The 17,254-nt window shown below is 61.9% G+C and carries 13 protein-coding genes and 1 pseudogene; 2 read left to right on the top strand and 12 right to left on the bottom strand.

Annotation, left to right across the window (positions count from 1 at the left end):
* Positions 1–2: 2 nt before the first annotated feature.
* From QN219_RS16950 to argE, 4 genes are all read right to left on the bottom strand, one after another.
* Positions 3–1,466 carry an aldehyde dehydrogenase family protein gene (locus QN219_RS16950; RefSeq protein WP_284000914.1) on the bottom strand — a complete coding sequence of 488 codons (1,464 nt, stop codon included), beginning with the start codon at positions 1,464–1,466 and terminating at the stop codon, positions 3–5.
* Positions 1,467–1,833: 367 nt separating this feature from the next.
* Complete coding sequence (locus QN219_RS16945) at positions 1,834–2,187, bottom strand: cupin domain-containing protein (protein WP_284000913.1); 354 nt, start codon at positions 2,185–2,187, stop codon at positions 1,834–1,836.
* A gap of 119 nt (positions 2,188–2,306) precedes the next feature.
* Positions 2,307–3,230 carry a glyoxylate/hydroxypyruvate reductase A gene (locus QN219_RS16940; protein WP_284000912.1) on the bottom strand — a complete coding sequence of 308 codons (924 nt, stop codon included), beginning with the start codon at positions 3,228–3,230 and terminating at the stop codon, positions 2,307–2,309.
* Positions 3,231–3,252: 22 nt separating this feature from the next.
* Complete coding sequence (gene argE, locus QN219_RS16935) at positions 3,253–4,377, bottom strand: acetylornithine deacetylase (RefSeq protein ID WP_284000911.1); 1,125 nt, start codon at positions 4,375–4,377, stop codon at positions 3,253–3,255.
* Between the two features lie 329 nt (positions 4,378–4,706).
* On the opposite strand from argE, the gene QN219_RS16930 reads away from it, so the two are divergent.
* Positions 4,707–5,600 (top strand): GNAT family N-acetyltransferase, encoded by an 894-nt coding sequence (locus QN219_RS16930; RefSeq protein WP_284000910.1) that lies wholly within the window; start codon positions 4,707–4,709, stop codon positions 5,598–5,600.
* Positions 5,601–6,409: 809 nt separating this feature from the next.
* Here QN219_RS16930 and QN219_RS16925 read toward each other — a convergent pair.
* Entirely contained in the window at positions 6,410–9,775 is a 3,366-nt protein-coding gene (locus tag QN219_RS16925; protein ID WP_284000909.1) for an adenylate/guanylate cyclase domain-containing protein, read from the bottom strand.
* A 506-nt stretch (positions 9,776–10,281) separates the two neighbouring features.
* Between QN219_RS16925 and QN219_RS16920 the strand changes: the two are divergent.
* A pseudogene (locus tag QN219_RS16920) lies at positions 10,282–11,470 on the top strand (epoxide hydrolase family protein); the annotation flags it as partial.
* A gap of 308 nt (positions 11,471–11,778) precedes the next feature.
* Here QN219_RS16920 and QN219_RS16915 read toward each other — a convergent pair.
* From QN219_RS16915 to QN219_RS16885, 7 genes are all read right to left on the bottom strand, one after another.
* Entirely contained in the window at positions 11,779–12,615 is an 837-nt protein-coding gene (locus QN219_RS16915; RefSeq protein WP_405052160.1) for an SHOCT domain-containing protein, read from the bottom strand.
* A 68-nt stretch (positions 12,616–12,683) separates the two neighbouring features.
* Positions 12,684–14,444: an adenylate/guanylate cyclase domain-containing protein gene (locus QN219_RS16910; protein WP_284001128.1), complete on the bottom strand. Its 1,761-nt coding sequence runs from the start codon at positions 14,442–14,444 to the stop codon at positions 12,684–12,686.
* Positions 14,445–14,707: 263 nt separating this feature from the next.
* Positions 14,708–15,010, bottom strand: coding sequence for a hypothetical protein (locus tag QN219_RS16905; RefSeq protein WP_284000907.1), 303 nt, complete (start codon positions 15,008–15,010; stop codon positions 14,708–14,710).
* A 311-nt stretch (positions 15,011–15,321) separates the two neighbouring features.
* The gene (locus QN219_RS16900) at positions 15,322–15,831 is read right to left on the bottom strand and encodes a hypothetical protein (protein ID WP_284000906.1); all 510 of its coding nucleotides are present in this window, start codon (positions 15,829–15,831) and stop codon (positions 15,322–15,324) included.
* Positions 15,828–16,316 (bottom strand): TspO/MBR family protein, encoded by a 489-nt coding sequence (locus QN219_RS16895; protein WP_284000905.1) that lies wholly within the window; start codon positions 16,314–16,316, stop codon positions 15,828–15,830. The genes QN219_RS16900 and QN219_RS16895 overlap by 4 nt, the downstream gene beginning before the upstream one ends.
* A 59-nt stretch (positions 16,317–16,375) precedes the next feature.
* A complete protein-coding gene (locus QN219_RS16890; RefSeq protein ID WP_284000904.1) occupies positions 16,376–16,600 on the bottom strand; it encodes a DUF378 domain-containing protein in 225 nt (74 codons plus the stop codon).
* A 29-nt stretch (positions 16,601–16,629) separates the two neighbouring features.
* Positions 16,630–17,115: a fasciclin domain-containing protein gene (locus QN219_RS16885; RefSeq protein WP_284000903.1), complete on the bottom strand. Its 486-nt coding sequence runs from the start codon at positions 17,113–17,115 to the stop codon at positions 16,630–16,632.
* Positions 17,116–17,254: the final 139 nt, after the last annotated feature.

Raw genomic sequence — 17,254 nt, 5'->3', positions numbered from 1 at the left:
CCTTAGAGGCTTATGAGCACGCTCTTGCTCTTGCGGTTGGCGTGGTACACCTCGCGGCCGAGATCCTTGCCGATGCCAGAGCGCTTGTGGCCGCCGGTCGGCAGGATGTGGTCGCGCGAGCGGCCGTAGCGGTTGACCCAGACGGTTCCGGCCTGGAGCCTTCGCGTCAGCCTCAGGGCGCGCGACAGGTCGCGGGTGAAGAGGCCTGCGGCAAGGCCGTAGGTCGGGTGATCGGCGAGCGCCAGCGCCTCCTCTTCGTCGGCGAAGGTCTGCAGGGTGAGGACGGGACCGAAGATTTCCTCGGCAACGGCCGGCGAGCTCTGGTCAACGCCGGCGATCAGCGTCGGCTCATAGAAATAGCCGTAGGAGTCCATCGGCCTTCCGCCGGCGAGGCATTCGGCGCCGGTAGCAACGGTCGACTGGACGACGTCGTGGATGCGGTTCAACTGCCGCTTCGAGATGATCGGCGAATATTGCGTCGTCTCGTGCCATGTGGGGCCCGCCTCGACCTCCCAAAAGCGGGCGATGATCGCCTCGGCGAGCGGGGCCGCAATGCTTTCCTCCACGATCAGGCGCGAGCCCGCGACGCAGGCCTGGCCGGCATTGGAGAGTATACTCTGGGCGATTGCCGCGGCGGCCTTGTTGAGATCGGCGTCGGCGAAGACCAGTTGCGGGCTCTTTCCGCCGAGTTCCAGCGTCATCGGCTTGATGCCGGTGCGGGCGATATTGGCCATAATGGCAGATCCGGCCCCGGTCGAGCCGGTGAAGCTCACCTTGGCGATGTCCGGGTGACCGGTGATCGCATTGCCGGTGACTGCGCCATCGCCGAGCACGATATTGATGAGGCCAGCCGGCAGGCCGGCGCGTATCGCGAGCTCCGCGAGATAAACCGTCGAGAACGGCGTCATTTCCGAGGGTTTCAGCACCACGGCATTGCCGGCCGCAAGCGCAGGCCCAAGTTTCCACGCAGCCATCGAAACGGGGAAGTTCCACGGCGTGATGGCGCCGACGACGCCATAGGGCTCGGTCATGATCATGCCGAGATTGCTGTCGTCGGTTGGCACGAGATCGCTTCCTTCTTTGTCGGCGAATTCCGCGAAGAAGCGGATCTGCTCGGCGCTGACGGCAATGTCGCCGGCGACGAGATGACCAATGGGGCGGGTCGAGGAAAGCGCCTCAAGCTTGGCGAGGGTCTCCGCCTCGCTTTCGATCAGGTCTGCCCAGCGCTGCAGCACGACTGTGCGCTCGCGCGGCCGCACGCCGCCCCAGTTGCTCGCCTTGAGCGCCTTCTTGGCAGTTTCGACGGCGCGGTCGACCAGCACCTCATCCGCAAGCGGGCAGCCTGCATAAGGCTTGCCATCGGAGGGGCGGTGCATGTCGATGAGACCTTCGGCCGGCACCAGCCGACTGCCGATGAAGTGCCCGATGGGCAGGGGGAGACTGTCCGGATCAAAGCTGAGTATCATCGCGCGTCCTCGGCATGGGCTTGAACCCAAAGCTAGTGGAGGAACGCGAGCATCATGCATCGAGTCTCGATGGCGAGGTGGCGGAAAATTATGTTTTTGGCTGCGCGACAGCCGAATCTTCGGCGGTCACTCGGACGCCAGCCGTGCCACACGTCGGCAAAGGTGGAGGCGATCCGAGGAGGGCGCGAGGAAGAGAAAGCTTCGCCGAGATGGGGCGGGCAGCGGAGAACCGTCACATGATCGAGCGGAGAAGGCGCAGTCGATGATGACACGCCCGACGAGCAGAGAGCGTGCCATCTTCAGCATAAATGTACTGAGAATAGCTCTTGCGCGACCCGGACGACGATCGGGTCGCGCGGCATCGCCGTCACATCACTGTCACGTAGATCTTGCGCACCGTCTCGATGGTCTTCCAGATGCCGACGAAACCCGGCTTCATGACGAAGCTGTCGCCGCTCTTGTAGACGACCGGCTCTCCGTTTTCCGGCGTGAGTTCGACGACGCCGGAAAGGATATGGCAGAACTCGAAGGTCTCGCCCTTGATCGAGTGCGTCTCTCCGGGGGTCGCTTCCCAGACGCCGGTGTGGATCATCTCGCCGCGCGCGACGTCCTGGGCCCAGGTCTTGAAAGCAGGATCGCCGGAGATCAGACGTTCTGGGAGCGGGCTGGACTCGCGCGGCGCGAAGGAGGGGTTGGTCTCGATGGTTTTCAAGAGCGACATGGTTTTCCTTTCCTAGGTTTAGAACTTGATGCCTTGTCGCCCGGAGGTGTGCTGCGGCCTCGGGATAACAAGCATGAAAAAGACGTGAAGCGTAACGCATGGCTCCGCTTGGGTCCGCTTCAGTAGCCGCGACCGCGGTCGACCAGCCCGAACGGCTCCAGACCTGACCGATGCCGTTTGATGTTCTCGATCACGGCCTTGGCGGCGGTTTCCGGCTGAGTGACGCTCGCGATGTGCGGCGTTAGCAGGATCTTCGGGTGGCCCCAGAAGGGATGACCCGGCGGCAGCGGTTCGGGGTCAGTGACATCGATCACGGCCCCGGAGAGATGGCCGCTGTCGAGCGCCTGGAGGAGTGCCTGGTGGTCGAGTTGCGGTCCGCGCCCGAGATGGACGAGCGCCGCACCCGCCGGGAGCCTGGCGAAGAGTTGGGCATTTAGCAGCCCACGCGTCTCGTCGGTCAGCGGCAGCAGGCAGATGAGAATGTCGGTCGAGCCCAGCAAAGCATCAAGACCGTTCCGGCCGCTCAGGCATCTCACGCCTTCGATTTCGTGCGGGCTGCGGCTCCAGCCGGAGAGCGGAAAGCCGAAAGGCATCAGCCGATCGAGTACCGCAGTTCCGAGCATGCCGAGGCCGAGCACGCCGACGCGGCGTTCGGCCGCCTGGACCGGCGCAATGGCCTGCCACTTCTCGCCTCGCTGCTGCTCAAGATAGGCCGGCAGGTTGCGGTGAAGCGCGAGCACAGCAAGCGTCACATATTCTTGCATCATCCGGATGATGCCGTCCTCGACCATGCGCACCACGTGCACATGCGGCGGCACGGCATCGATGCGGAACTGGTCGACGCCGGCGCCAATCGAGAAGAGGACTTCAAGATTGCTATAGCGAGAGAGATCTTCGGGAACTGTCCAGGTGATCAGGTAGCGCACCGCTTCCGGATCGACCGCCGCCGGGTCCATGGCGAAAAGAATGTCCGGCAGTTCACGCGAAAAAGCCTTGGCGAAGATTGCGCCACGTTTTGCGTCGGAATTGAAGAGGAAGGTCATCGCGCGTCTCCTTCTCGAAGCCTCAGGCGCGGCAACTCTCGCCGAGCCGCTCGATCATCGCTTGACAAGCCAGGAGCTCGTCGACGTGAATGAATTCGTCGGGCTTGTGGGCGCGGTCGATCTCGCCGGGGCCGCAGATGATCGCGTCGATGCCGGCCCGTTGGAAAAGTCCCGCTTCGGTACCGTAGCTGACGGCCGGGAGTGCCTCGAGACTGGTCAATTTTTCAAGCAGCCGCGCGAGCGGTGCATCGGGACCGAGCGAAAGCGCCGGATAGGAGCTTAGCTCTTGCCATTCCACTTCGAAGCCTCGTTCCGACAGCGCCTCGGCGGCCTCTCGCACCGGCGCGAGCAGTTCCGCCGGATCGATGCCGGAAATCGCCCGTGCCTCGAACTCGGCCTCGCAGGTGTCCGGAATGATGTTGACCGCCTGGCCGCCCTTTACCGTGCCGATCTGCAGGGAAGAGTAGGGGGGCTCGAAGACATACTCGAAGGGACCACGGTTCAGTCGGTCGGCTTCTGCGACCGCGCGGGCAAGGACACCCGTGACAGCATGGACGGCGTTCAGCCCCTGGTCGGGACGTGAAGAATGGCCGGAACGGCCCTTGACGGTCAGCCTGGCGGCAGCCTTGCCCTTGTGGGCGCGGATTGCCCGCAAGCCGCTCGGCTCGCCGACGATCGCACCGAGCGGCCTCGCGCAGAGTTCCGGCAAGCGCGCGATCATATGCGGCACGCCGCGACAGCCCGCCTCCTCGTCATAGGAAAAGGCGAGGTGCAGCGGCTGGCGAAGCGGCTTGGCCGCAAGCCTGGGAACGGCGGCGAGAACGGCGGCGAGGAAGCCCTTCATGTCGGTGGCGCCGCGCCCATGGAGCCGGCCCTCTTCGGCGCGCAGGCAGAAGGGATCACTCGTCCAGCCGGTTTCAGCCGCCGGAACGACGTCCATGTGACCCGAGAGAATATAGCCACGCGCCTCGTTCGGTCCGATGGTGGCGAAGATGTTCGACCGATCGCCCTCTGGACCGGGAAGGACAGTGGCTGTGATACCGTGGCTTTCCAGACACCCGCGGATCCAAGCCACTATGTCTCCGTTGGGCAGGCCCACGACAGAACGAAAGCCAACGAGCTTCTCCAGGATTTCCGTTGCTTGCATCGGTGCCCTCACAACATGCCCGGCTTGTCGAGATCGATGCCGTCGATCATGCGTTCACAACGAAGGTTTGATATTGACGCGTCACCGCATGCGGTGACAGGCAAGCGACCGGCGGCTCGCTTTTCGCTCGGTACCTTAGAAGCCTGTGAACGATTTACATGCTGAAAGCGCGTCGAATTCGGAGGATTGTTGTGCGCGCAATGCGGTCTCAAGCGAAACGTATCGTGCGCCAGGTCCTATTGTGAGCAAGAAAGCTTTCGCCACGGCCTGGCTGAAACCGTATTGGCGAAGACGAGACGAAAGCAAAAACAATGGCGGGGAGGCAAGGGGTGGACGCACCGGCAGCCGAATCTAAATTGATTGACAGCTTCAAAATGCATGTGGCCACAATCGAGAGCGCCAATCTCGAGCAGTTGCATGCCTTGTCCGTTTCCGTCGGGTGGCCTCTCCGCTCCGAGGATTTGCAGTTTCTGCGCGAGTGCGGCCACGGCTATGTCGCACGCGATGATATTGGCCGGCTAACAGGTTCAGCCATGTGGTTCCCGCATGGCGACGATTTCGCGACCATAGGCATGGTGATCACTTCCCCTAGGCTGCAGACAAACGGCACCGCACGTTGGCTCATGGATCACGTGCTTTCGGATTGCCAGGGACGCAATCTCAGGCTCAATGCGACGAGGGCCGCCCGCCGTCTTTATCATTCGCTCGGTTTCCAGCCCTTGCGGATCATCTATCAATGCCAAGGCATTGTCCGCCTCTCGACCGAGAGGTCTTCGCCGGAGGAGCAGTCAGCGGTTCGGCGGCTGGAAGGGGAGGACCTGGCCGCCGTCGCTGAACTGGATACACGGGCATTCGGTATTCTGCGGGCGGCGCTGATTGGCAAACTCTTCGCACAAGCCAAAGGCTACGGGTTGTTTCGCGACGGTCGGCTGCACGCTTTCGCGCTTTGCCGTCCTTTTGGCAGGGGCCATGTTATCGGCCCGGTCGTTGCGGACTCTGATGCTGACGCCATCGCCGTTATCCGACGGCATGTCGCCGCTCACGAAAATCAGTTTCTGAGGCTCGACACACCGGTCGAGACCGGCACTTTCGCCACATTCCTCTCACAGTCCGGCCTAACCGTCTTCGACACGGTGCTCGCAATGTCCCGTCGGGGCAAAGGCCGCGCGGACGTGATACCGGGAACAAACCTCTACGGCTTGGCAAGCCACGCTCTTGGCTGAGCCTTTACGGCTTCTGCAACGGCAAGATTATCACAGCAACTTTGGTCCTCGAACGGATATCCCCTATGTCGAGTCGAGCGCCGGCGCGGGCTCAAGCACGCGGGCCAGGTCCGCCGGACAGCGCCGAGGTGGCGGCCCTCGGAAAGAAAACGGATGGTATTGAAGTTCACGGACACAGTTCATTGCGGCAGGCGGAATCTGAGCATTGTTACAAGCTGCCTTGCAGTCGTAGGCAGCCATGCGAATTCCGGCTTCGATATGTTTAGTGCGACGTGCCTTGGAAAAAATCGTTTCCTCGATTGGGAACGCAGACGCGTGAAGGTCCGCTTTCTGGGGGCCAGTACCGGACATCCCCAGCGCTTTCGGTGAATGGCGGCTTTGGGTCGATCTTTCGCCTCAGTAGGCCAGCGGGCGGCGCTTCGCTTCGAAGCGCCGCCCTTGAGTGCTACAGCTCCACTTGCTCGGAAATGGCAAGGGCGTCGTCCACCTCTATTCCGAGGTATTGCACGGTGCTCTCCAGCTTTTTGTGGCCGAGCAAGAGCTGGACGGCGCGCAGGTCGCCTGTCTTCTTGTAGATGTGCGCCGCCTTTACGCCCTAATCCAGACATGGCCGGTAATATTGGCGGACGGCGGCAAAGGGTCGATCTTTCCGGTTCGCGATCCGTCTCAGTTGGGGTGGGAAACCGAAGTTCGACGCTCCCTCGGCTGAGGTCTGGTTCGCCGCGGTTCCAGTCGGCCCAATACCCCTGTCGAAATTCAGAACCATCGCGTTAGTCGGGAGTTATATCAAAGTCGTTTCAGCGGAGCAATCAGGTGCTCAATTTGCCACCTCCGCAGCTCTCAACGACTGCTTGAGCGTCCTGAAGATCGAGCGTTCCATGGCCGTTCGAGAAACAGCCGAGAAGGGGCTCGAGCAGCTTGCAAGCCTGGGCTCCATGACCCTGTGCTCGCCAAAGCCGCGCCAGACTCACCGCCGAGCGCAGTTCCCACATCTTGGCCTCCTGCACGCGAGCGACATTCAGCGCACGGCGGAAGGACGCCTCGATTTCGGCGGGATCGCATTCTGAACTCGAGTATATGAGTTCGCCCTTGAGCCGATGCAGCTCCGCTTCGCACCAGCGGTTGCCGGTGCGCGCGACGATGGTGAGCGCCTCGTCGATCAAGGTGCTGCCCTCGGCAAAACGATCGCCCTTTCCATGCGCCTCCGCGAGCAGGCCCATCGCCCAAGGCGCCGTCATTCCCGACCCGATCGCCTGCATCCCAGCCAACCCCTCTCGCAACCGCTCGATGCCTTCCCCGACGTGGCCCTCTTCTGCCAGCACCCACCCCTGCAGAAAGACCCCCTGGGTGTGCCAGAATGGAAATTCGTGCTCCGCCGCGAACTTCAATGCCAGCTCCGCCGCCTCTTGCGCCTTGGCGATGTCGCGTCGATGCACGTGCAAAATCGCCGCCCATGTCAGTACATAGGCACGGCTGAACAGATGTCCGAGTCTCGCGGTCATGGCGAGCGCCTCGTCCATCAGCTCCAGCGCCCGGTCATCGTGGCCGAGATACCAGAGCGCCATGCCGCCACGGCACAGGCATATCGGTCCTCCATCCTGTCCATAGAGCGCGAGATGGGCCCGGTGCTGGGCGATGTCGTACTGGCTGATCCCGTGCTCGAAGTGCTTCCATGCCGAGGCGAATTCGCCGCGCCAGGAGCAGGTAATGCCCAAAGCATAGGACGCTTCGACTACGAGCACAGGATCCGAGATCTGCTGCGCCAACCTCAGAAGCCGTTCGCCAAGGTCCCGCGCCGCGGATAGCTCGGACCGCACCGCATGATGAATGGTGAGGCCGAGGAGCACCGGGAACAGCCTGGGCGTTTCCTCAATGCGCTCCGCCAGGTTGAGAGCACGGTTGTAGACACGCTCGACCTCCGGGTGGCCATAGCCCTTCGCGGCGGTAAGCACTCGTCCCATGGTGATCAACAATGTTAGCTCAAGCTCGAGGCGCTCCGGGTTCTCGGGCATCCGGGCGAGCAGGTCGAGTGCCTTGGCCAGGTGGCCGACGGCCTCGGCATTCGCCGCCCGCTCGTTGGCGTGCTCGGCAGCCCGGTGCCAGAACACGATCGCTTGCGGCAACTCTCCTGCCTCCGTCAGATGATGGGCCAGGAGCTCCGGCTGAGCGGACACGACGTGCGGGGCGAGTTCTTCGAAAACCTGGCCGATGCGGCGATGCAGGTCCCGGCGTCGGCTCTTGAGCAGCGACTGATAGGCGGTATCTCGGACAAGCGCGTGCTTGAAGCTGTAGACCGCATCGGGCGGACTTCCGCGCCGGAAAACCAGCTCGGTGGCAACCAGTTGATCAAGTCCCCTCTGCAGCTCAGGCTTGTCGAGCACTGCTAGCGCCGCAATCATCTCATAGGAGAACTCGCGCCCGATGCAGGCGCCGATTTGGGCCACCGCCTTGGCCCTGCCGAGACGGTCAAGGCGGGCCATCAGCGAGTCGTGTAACGTCACCGGGATCGCCCGCGGCGGCAAATGTGCACCCGGTCCAAACTGATCGCCGCCTACTTCCAGGAGACCGGATTCGAGCATGGTCTTGGTCAACTCCTCAAGGTACAGCGGGATGCCATCGGTGTTGGCCAGGATGTAGTCGAGCACGACGGCAGGCAGGCGCTTTCCGCCGGCCAGCCGTTCGACCAGCGATTGAGCCTGCATCCGGTCGAGACGGTTCAGGATCACCTTTGTCACGTGCGGGCAGCTACCCCAGCGCGGGACGAACTCGGGTCTGTGGGTGATGACCAGCAGCACCGGGAGCCGCCGGATCGTGCCCACTAACAAACCGAACAGCTCGAGGCTGCTCGCGTCAAGCCAGTGAGCGTCCTCGAGCACCATGAGCACCGGCTGCTGCGCAGCCAGTCCGGCAAGCTGCGCGATGAGCACTTCGAAGGTTCGTTTCTTACGCTGTTGGGGCGCAAGATCCAGTGTTGGACAGCGGTCGGTCCCCGGAATGCCGAGAAGCTCTGCCAACAATGGCAGCATTTCGCTCACCTCGCCCATCTGTTTTTCGAGCAGTGCCTGGAGTTTGGCGAGCTTCTCGGCCGATGAGTCCTCGCGTTCAAATCCCGCCTCCTGTTCGAGTTGGGCGATCACCGGACGAAGCGCGCTGTTGACGTAGTAGGGCGAGGCGAAGTAGCGGCGCAATCTGTGTGGTTGTCGAAAGAGACGCTCGCGAAGGGCGAGGGCGAGGCGCGACTTGCCGATCCCAGCCTCACCTTCGAGCAGGACGACCTGGCCTTCGGCGGTCTTGGCCAAATTCCAGCGATCGACCAACAGCGCGAGTTCCTGGTCGCGCCCGACCAACGGCAGCACGCTCGCATGACCGACCTCGAAGCGGTCGTCGCTGCGCACTTCGCCGAGCACCCGAAACGCTTCAGCCGCCCCGGAAAACCCCTTGATCGGCCGCAGCCCGATACTTTCGAGCTTGAACTGCCCACGCAGCAATGCGCGAGTCGCTTCGGCAATGACTACTGTGCCGGGCCCGGCCAGCGCCTGTAGCCGGGCGGCCAGGTTCGGAGTTTCCCCTACGACGCTGCATTCCTCGGCCTCGCCGGTGCCGATGATGTCGCCCACCACCACCAGGCCGGTGGCGATTCCGATCCGAACAGCCAGATGTTCGCCTGCCGCATCCAGCCGGTCGACCGCCTCCACGACCGCGAGACCGGCCCTCACCGCCCGCTCGGCATCCTCCTCGTGAGCCTGCGGATAGCCGAAGTACACGAGGACGCCGTCGCCCATGTACTTGGCGACAAAGCCGTCGTACCGGCCGACGATCTCGGTGGCGCAGGCACGGTACGCTACGATCAACTGCCGTAGGTCTTCTGGATCTAGGCGGGCGGAGAGTGCTGTCGATCCAACGAGATCGCAGAACATCACCGTGAGCTGTCGCCGTTCCGCTTCGGTGTGGATCAGTGACACGGGGGGCTTGGTCCCCCCGCGGACGGGCGGCGGCTGAGGCAGGGTCGCGGCCGCCCTGAGAAAACGCTTGCGGTCACCAAGGGACAGTCCGAGCTCCTTGAGGTCGGCATCGGTGAGTTCGTCGACGACATCGAGATCGATGCCGTTCTTCAAGAAGATTTGGCGATACCGCTCAAGCCTGATGCTGGCGAGCCAGTCTCCGATGTCGGGCATGACTAGCATCCTCTGACATGGTCGAATTCGGCTTGTTCTGATGCGCTTTCCCACGAGTCGAGGATATACAGTTTACACCTGTGGCCCTGATCAGTCCTCGTCAATTCAGTCCCACGAGCAACAAGCGGCCGACCACCACCGCCTTTCCTGAAGGCTCGTCCGAGTCCGCGGTTTGCCCGCGTGACGCTAAATTCCCGGAGCGGGAGTAACAGAATTGAAACGCTATCCATACCGGTCGGCTGTTGCCAGTGGACCGACCTGCGCCAATAGCTACTTTATTGTAAAAACGAGGCCGTTTTAGTTACCTTGGGAACTTTTGTTACGATAATTTAGCTGCCGCTTCGGTTTTGCCGTGCTCGACCGGCTGATGCAGCGGGAACGAGAGGAGTCTGACGTTTCGCTGTCGTTGGTAAGGCGCCGATTGAACCCAACACCGGCGGAGGTCGGCTTTCCGGCCATTCGGCTGACAACCGGCGACCTCGGAGCCCGACGCACGGACAGGAAGCGCGGCCGCGCAACCGGCACAGGATGCTTCGATCCGCCCGTTCAGCTTCCAAGCGTCCGAGGAGGCACTGGCCGAGCTCAAGCAGCGGGTCAAGGCGACGCGATGGCCGAGCCAGCAGTTGGTTGCAGACGACATCCAGGGCGTTCGGCTTGAGACCATGCAGAAACTTGCCGACTGTTGGGTGAAGCGGTATGACTGGCGCAGGGCCGAAGCGAACCTCAGCAAATATCCCCAGTTCGGCACCATTGACGGCGTCGACATCCACTTCATCCATGTGAAGTCGAAGCACAAAACCGCCTTGCCCGTGATCATCACGCACGGCTGGCCCGGCTCGATCATCGAGCAACTGAAGATCATCGACCGCCTGACCGATCCAACCGCGCATGGCGGCACTGAAGCCGATGCGTTCGACGTGGTCATCCCGTCACTGCCCGGCTATGGCTTTTCGGGCAAGCCGACCGAACTCGGCTGGGATCCGCAGCGCGTCGCACGTACCTGGGCCGTTCTGATGGACCGCCTGGGTTACAAGAAATATGTCGCGCAGGGGGCGACTTGGATGACGCTGTCAACGAGCAGATGGCGTTGCAGAAGCCTGCAGGGCTGCTCGGCATCCACACCAACATGCCCGGCACTCTTCCGGACGAGATTTCGGCGGCGCTGGCCGGCGGTCCGCAGCCGACGGGCTTGAAAGGCGATGAAGAATATGCGTGGAAGCAGCTCGATTTCTTCTACAAGAACCGTGTCGGCTACGCGTTGGAGATGGGGGCTCGGCCACAGACCCTCTACGGCCTCGACGATTCGCCCATTGCGCTCGCCGCCTGGATGATCGACCACGATCCGGAAAGCCAGAAGCTGATCAACCGCGTCTTTGACGGGGCTTCGGAAGGACTGACGAGGGACGATATCCTTGACAACATCACGCTCTACTGGCTGACCAATACCGGGCTCTCTTCGGGCCGCCTTTTCTGGGAAAGCAAGCTGCCCTTCTTCGCGCCCAAGGGCGTGACCATTCCGGTCGCGGTCAGCGCCTTCCCAGACGAGATCTACACCGCTCGGAAAACTGGTCGCGCAAGGCCTTCCCCAACCTGATCTTCTACAAGCGCCATGCGAAGGGCGGCCACTTCGCGGCGTGGGAACAGCCACAGGTGCTCGTCGAGGATATGCGCGAGGGATTCCGGTCGGTTCGCTGACCTCAGGATGGCGGGCGGCGATACGCTGCCCGCCATCCTGCGTCCCAAGCGCCACCGACGTGGAGCTACTATCCACCCGAAAGCAGGCCCATTGTGCTCATACCGAGCTTGTCGGTCGTGGTCGGAAGCGGACATCGTTGTCCAAACTTCACCCGATATACCCGGAGACGGGATGGGCTTTGATGAGCGAGCGCGAACTCAATCGGATTGTGGTTTTGTCGGAGGTCATTGACGGTCGTCATCGCCCGGCGCGGCTCGATGGAAAGCCTTCCATTCACCTCCGTGTGGCAGGCCGCGTTCATTGGATGCTATAGTCGGCTGAGCAACTCCGACTTCTTGGCCTCGAATTCCTGATCCGTGAGAATGCCTTTCGCATGAAGTGCGGCGAGGCGTTCGATCTTGTCGAAGATGTGCTCATCCGACCGAACCGCCTCCGGCGCTGGATGTGCCCCTTGTTGTGGCTCGGCGGATTCCGATGCGAATATCGACGGCGCAGCCGTGGCGGCGGATGTTCCGGTACCCGGCGTGTTCGCCGGTTTCTTGCCGCCGGGCGGTACCACATCCAGCTCCGAAACTTTCACCAGCCCATGCTGGGAGGTAAAGCTCAGCGACTGGTCGCCGCTTTGCTGCTGCGAGAACCCGCCAATGCGATGGTCCTTCGTGTCATAGACCGTAACCCGGCCGCCGATCTCGATCGCCAGCCGTCGGGTTGTCGGAAAAAAGGCATAGCGCAGGTCATTCTGCGCCCCGGTCGAGGCAGGATGCCCTAACTCCTCGGGCCACCAGTTCCCAGCCGACAGCGTGCCAGGCACGAACAGGCTGACGCCGCCGCCCTGACCTTGATATTGGGACTGACGCGACGTCTGCGGGCCAAGCAAATCCATGCCGCGCACCAAGGCCGCAAGCTCGGAACAAATCCCGGCCACCTTCGCCTTCAGCGCATTGTTGAACATGTCGCCAACCATGATCATGCCGCCCTGCGACCATTGCCCCATCCCACCCAGATCGGGATGGTTGAACTGGGCCTGTGTCGCCTGCCCGGCGATAATCGCCATCAGAAGGTGCTCCACCGCGCCGACGCTGACCCCGTACCGCTCCGCAATCCCTCCCAGGGTCCGTCGGCCCTCTTCACTGAGTTGTCTCATCGCGATCGCTTCCTTACTCCTCTCCGCTGAGGACGCATGTCTGTCCCGTTTCGTATTTAGTTTCGTATTTAGATGGAGACTCCGGCCTCGCGGAGCCCGTCCACCAGCCGATCGAACAGATTGGCATCGCGGTATGGTAAGGCCCGCTTGAGGTGATCGACAGAAAAGTTCGGGTTAACCTCCAGTGTCTCACGCCAATAGCGTTGCGCTTCTTCGTGGCGGCCGATGCGACCATAGAGACAGGCGAGATAAAACCGCGTCATGTCCGATCGTGGCGCAAGTGTCAGCCGTCGCTTGAAGGCGATCTCGGCCTCGTCGAAGCGCCCGAGACTCAACAGAGCCCGCCCCAGGAAATGCAGCGACAGGTCGAATTGCGGGTCGAGCCGGTGGGCCCGCGTATAGAGCGCGACGGCATCTTCGTACCGGCCTCCGAATTCCCTTATAGTGCCCAGTGCGGTATAGGCGTCGCCCGAATTGGGGTCGAGTTTGATCGCCCGCTCTGCGGCGTCCTCCGCCTCGTCCAGACGCCGCATCCAGGCAAGGACAAGCGAGAGTGCGTGATGGCCTAGCGGCTCGGTGTCGTCCGTATCGATCGCCTTGTGGGCCAGTTCAAACGCCTGTGTGAGATTTTCAGGCGTCGCGCCGTTCCACTGGTTGACGTATTCCGCAAAGGCGATGATCGACAGCCGGGCATAGGCGGCCGCCAGCCCCGGATCGATGGCGACGACCCGCTCCAGCATGCTGCGCGCCTCCATGGACGATACGGCGCTGAACTGCAGCATCGTCTGGCGAGAGCGGACGAGCAGGTCATAGGCTGCCGGATCGACCTTGCCGCGGCTCTCGCGCCGCTCCTCTTCGCCGGCCGTCAGCTTCACTCTGAGCGCGTCGACGATGGTGCGGGTCACTTCGTCCTGAACCGCGAATATATCCTCGATGCCGCGATCGTAGCGCTCGGCCCACAGATGACCGCCGGTCGTGCCGTCGATCATCTGGGCGTTGATGCGGATGCGGTCGGCGGCCCTGCGCACGCTGCCTTCCAGGACGTAGCGGACGCCGAGTTCCCGGCTCACCTTGCGGATGTCCGGCGTCTTGCCCTTGTAGGCGAAGGAGGAATTGCGGGCGATGACGAAGAGACCGGACACCTTGGAAAGATCGGTGATGATGTCCTCGGTGATGCCGTCGGCGAAATAACCCTGCTCCGGGTCGCCGGACATGTTGTCAAACGGCAGGACGGCTATCGATGGCTTCGCCGGAAGCCGCGGCTGGTCTTCCACGAACGGGCTGACAGCATCGCCGCCGCGGTTCGGCGACCAGCTCCAGACATGCACCGGGCGCTCGATGTTCTTGACCTCGTGATAGCCGCTGTCGACGAAATCGAGGCCGACGCGGCCATGCACATATTCGTGGACGCCGTCCGAAATCGCTACGCCACCGGGAGTGGCGAGCGTCTCGAGACGGGCAGCCACGTTGACCCCGTCGCCGTAGAGGTCGCTGTCCTCGACCAGGATGTCGCCCAGGTTCACACCGACGCGGAGAACGATGGCCCGGTCTTCCGGCATGTCTCTGTTCGCGGCCGCCATGGCCTGCTGAAGGGCCGCGGCGCACTCGACGGCGTTGACGGCGCTGCCGAATTCGACAAACACGCCGTCGCCGGTCCGCTTGAAGATGCGGCCCTGATGGATTGTGACGAGCGGCTCCAGCACCTCTTTCCACCGCGCCATGAGCAGCGTGTGCGTGCCCTTCTCGTCCCGCTCCATGAGCCGGCTGTAACCGACCACGTCAGCGGCCAAAATGGCAGCAAGCCGGCGTTTGATGGCTTCGTTGGTCATATGCAATGGAGCCTTCCTAGCACCCATTGGCCAAATTTTACTGGCGTATTGCTGCCATGTCTATTTGGCTTGAGGCTGGCCTTGGTCGACAACCAACGTTAAAGTGCGCAACTTCACTTGTGCGACGCCTATCTTCATTGAAGGGAGGGACGGGAACTTCCGCTCTCCAACCGAGCCTGTCCTTCGACGTGGTTCTAGTGAAACTGAGCGGATGCGCTCGTCGCCTCAAATGCGCCGGAACCAGACGCTGGGTCGAGCAGAGCTCAGCCTCGCTCCAAAAGTCCCTGCGCCAACTCTTGCCATTCCTCATCAAGCGTTAAGATTGACGGCGCGGCGCCGCAGCGGCGATACCAATATTCTGCGTTCGATTGGTCGCCTTCCTTGCGATGGAGGTAGGCATGCACACGCATGTCCGCCGCATCGTCGTGCTCCTGCGCGCGCTCGTGCGCCTTTTTCCAATTGCCCTTCGCATCCCACCACAGCGCCTGCAGGGCAGAGCTGAAGCCGGCGGGCGGCTGTGGCTTCGCAATCGAATCTCTGAAGGTCTGCAAATCCAATTTAGCCACCGGGTGAAATCCAAGACGCCGATGATACCCGCGCCAGCGGCCGAGCGGTAGCGTGCATCGGGGGATATCCGGAATGACGCATTGGTCGAGAGCGGAGACTGGCCATTTCCGGGATAACTCCTGCGTTTGGAGCAAAGCAGCAAGTCGGCCGACACGCGCTGGCATTCTGATTGCAGTCATCAGACCTACTGGACGTCGTGATCACGAGTGCTACGTTGACATCTTAACCTTGTCGATAGCGGCGCGATCGAGCAGTTTTTTGCGGTTCTCGATCATACCGGACATTTTTCTGCACAGCAGCGGCATAATAGTCAAATCGAACGGCTGTCATATGCCCAGTGCAGCAGAGCCTGGCGCTGACGCGGCCGGCACCAGCAATCCCCAGGCTCGCAGGCTCGGCGAAGCTGAGCGATATGGCGGCGAATAGCTTTCCAACGGGCGATCTGTCGCTCGTCCTCGCCGGGCATGCGACGACCTTGGTGATAGCGGCAGTACCACTGGAACCAGCCACGCGGATCGTCGGGATGTATCCATCCCTTGGCTAGCCAGACGCTGAGCGGTTGGCTGGCGTCGACACCGAACCAGTTAAGTGACGGATCTTTTCGCAGCGGCGACAGCCGGGCCTCTAAAAACCAACTGTTGGGGAATTCGTCGCGACAATCGGTCATGTACTTGCCGCCGAACACGCCGATCGCGAGCATCTCGGCGGGCCTCAAGTCTGGCCGGAAATCGGGATGAAAGTCACGGCCAATTGGCGCAACGAGAGCGTACCGGTAGCCTTGTTGCATCCGATCATTCACGACGACCCACCGGGGTGTCATCGGGCGCCCCGCGACAGTGGTTTCGAGCGGTTGCGCCGCCAGATGGACAAGTTAAGTGCCGCCGCGAAACTCACCCACGCCAGGTAAGGAACAAGCAGCAAGGCAGCAGCCGCATTCACGGGGTGAAACATTACAATCGTCGCCAGGATCGCAACCCAAAGCACTATGATCTCCACCACGGCCAGCCCCGGTCGGTGAAGTCCAAAAAAGATCGGCGTCCACGCAGCATTGAGCAGAAGTTGGACTGCATAGACACTGAGAGGCAGTGCTGCGCCGCCAACGCCTGCCTCTAGCCATACGAGCCAGCCCGACAGTCCGATCAATGCATAGAGAACCGTCCAGACCGGAGCGAACAGCCAATCGGGCGGGCGCCATCTTGGCTTGTCGAGCTGCTTGTACCAGTCGCCTGGCCTAAAGATCACGCCGGTAGCCGCCGCAGCGAAGCTCGCGACCTCGAAGGCGACCAGCACGAGAAGGGAATGCATGTCCATCCGGCAAAAGATGGAAGGAACCGCCGACGAGGCAAGCGGGTCCCTCCGAAGGCCTATCGGTTCTGGCCAGCGGCGAACTCGCCGGAGCCCATTCCAGAAAACAGGGGGATGATCTGCCAGGCCGCCGATAGACCTACCAGGATGTAAACGGTCCGGGCGAGCCCCGAGCCAGCCCCGAAGATCGCGGCCACGAGGTCAAAGCTAAATAGTCCGACCAGCCCCCAGTTCAGCCCGCCTACGATTACGAGAATGAGCGTGAAAATGTTGATAAACTTCATGGTTCTTCTCCAGGGTCGAGGGATGAGGGTCAGCCTTCCGGCGGCATGATCACCTTGTCGATGACATGGATGACCCCGTTCGAGGCAGCAATGTCGGCAGCAGTGACGGCGGCGTCGTTGACCTTGACGGTGGAGCCGTCGACTTCGATGTCGATCATATTGCCATTTATCGACTTCGCTTCATCGATACCTGCCACGTCCGCAGCCATCACCTTCCCCGCGACCACATGGTAGGTGAGGATCTCAGTGAGCTTTTGCTTGTTCTCCGGCCTCAGCAGGTTCTCGACGGTACCGGCTGGCAACTTGGCGAAGGCTTCATCGGTCGGAGCAAAGACCGTAAACGGTCCGGTTCCTTTGAGAGTGGCAACCAGGCCTGCCGCTTCGAGCGCGGCAGCCAGCGTCTTGAATTTACCCGCCTCCATGGCGGTGTCGACGACATCCTTCTCCGCGGCGAACGCGCTGACGCTGCTGCCGAGCGTGATCGCTGCAGCGAACAAAAGGCCCTTCAACTTCATGGCATTTCTCCTCTCGATGGCGGGTGCGAGATGCACCTCGTTCCTTTTCATTGGGAGAAAATTCATTTTCTTACCACTCAAATTATCGTGAACAGAAACAGAATTATCTTGTGAAGATAATTATCATTGTGATAGTTTC

This window comes from Sinorhizobium sp. 8-89 (genome assembly GCF_030124325.1).
Taxonomy (GTDB): Bacteria; Pseudomonadota; Alphaproteobacteria; order Rhizobiales; family Rhizobiaceae; genus Sinorhizobium.
The sequence above is the reverse complement of the archived record's forward strand: the minus strand, read 5'-3'. Positions and strand labels throughout refer to the sequence as shown.

What these genes read in the sequence shown, in the direction of transcription:
- QN219_RS16950 (WP_284000914.1), bottom strand. Translation starts at nt 1,466, where the DNA reads ATGATACTCAGCTTTGATCCGGACAGTCTCCCCCTGCCCATCGGGCAC.
- QN219_RS16945 (WP_284000913.1), bottom strand. Translation starts at nt 2,187, where the DNA reads ATGTCGCTCTTGAAAACCATCGAGACCAACCCCTCCTTCGCGCCGCGC.
- QN219_RS16940 (WP_284000912.1), bottom strand. Translation starts at nt 3,230, where the DNA reads ATGACCTTCCTCTTCAATTCCGACGCAAAACGTGGCGCAATCTTCGCC.
- argE (WP_284000911.1), bottom strand. Translation starts at nt 4,377, where the DNA reads ATGCAAGCAACGGAAATCCTGGAGAAGCTCGTTGGCTTTCGTTCTGTC.
- QN219_RS16925 (WP_284000909.1), bottom strand. Translation starts at nt 9,775, where the DNA reads ATGCCCGACATCGGAGACTGGCTCGCCAGCATCAGGCTTGAGCGGTAT.
- QN219_RS16915 (WP_405052160.1), bottom strand. Translation starts at nt 12,615, where the DNA reads ATGAGACAACTCAGTGAAGAGGGCCGACGGACCCTGGGAGGGATTGCG.
- QN219_RS16910 (WP_284001128.1), bottom strand. Translation starts at nt 14,444, where the DNA reads ATGACCAACGAAGCCATCAAACGCCGGCTTGCTGCCATTTTGGCCGCT.
- QN219_RS16900 (WP_284000906.1), bottom strand. Translation starts at nt 15,831, where the DNA reads ATGACACCCCGGTGGGTCGTCGTGAATGATCGGATGCAACAAGGCTAC.
- QN219_RS16895 (WP_284000905.1), bottom strand. Translation starts at nt 16,316, where the DNA reads ATGCATTCCCTTCTCGTGCTGGTCGCCTTCGAGGTCGCGAGCTTCGCT.
- QN219_RS16890 (WP_284000904.1), bottom strand. Translation starts at nt 16,600, where the DNA reads ATGAAGTTTATCAACATTTTCACGCTCATTCTCGTAATCGTAGGCGGG.
- QN219_RS16885 (WP_284000903.1), bottom strand. Translation starts at nt 17,115, where the DNA reads ATGAAGTTGAAGGGCCTTTTGTTCGCTGCAGCGATCACGCTCGGCAGC.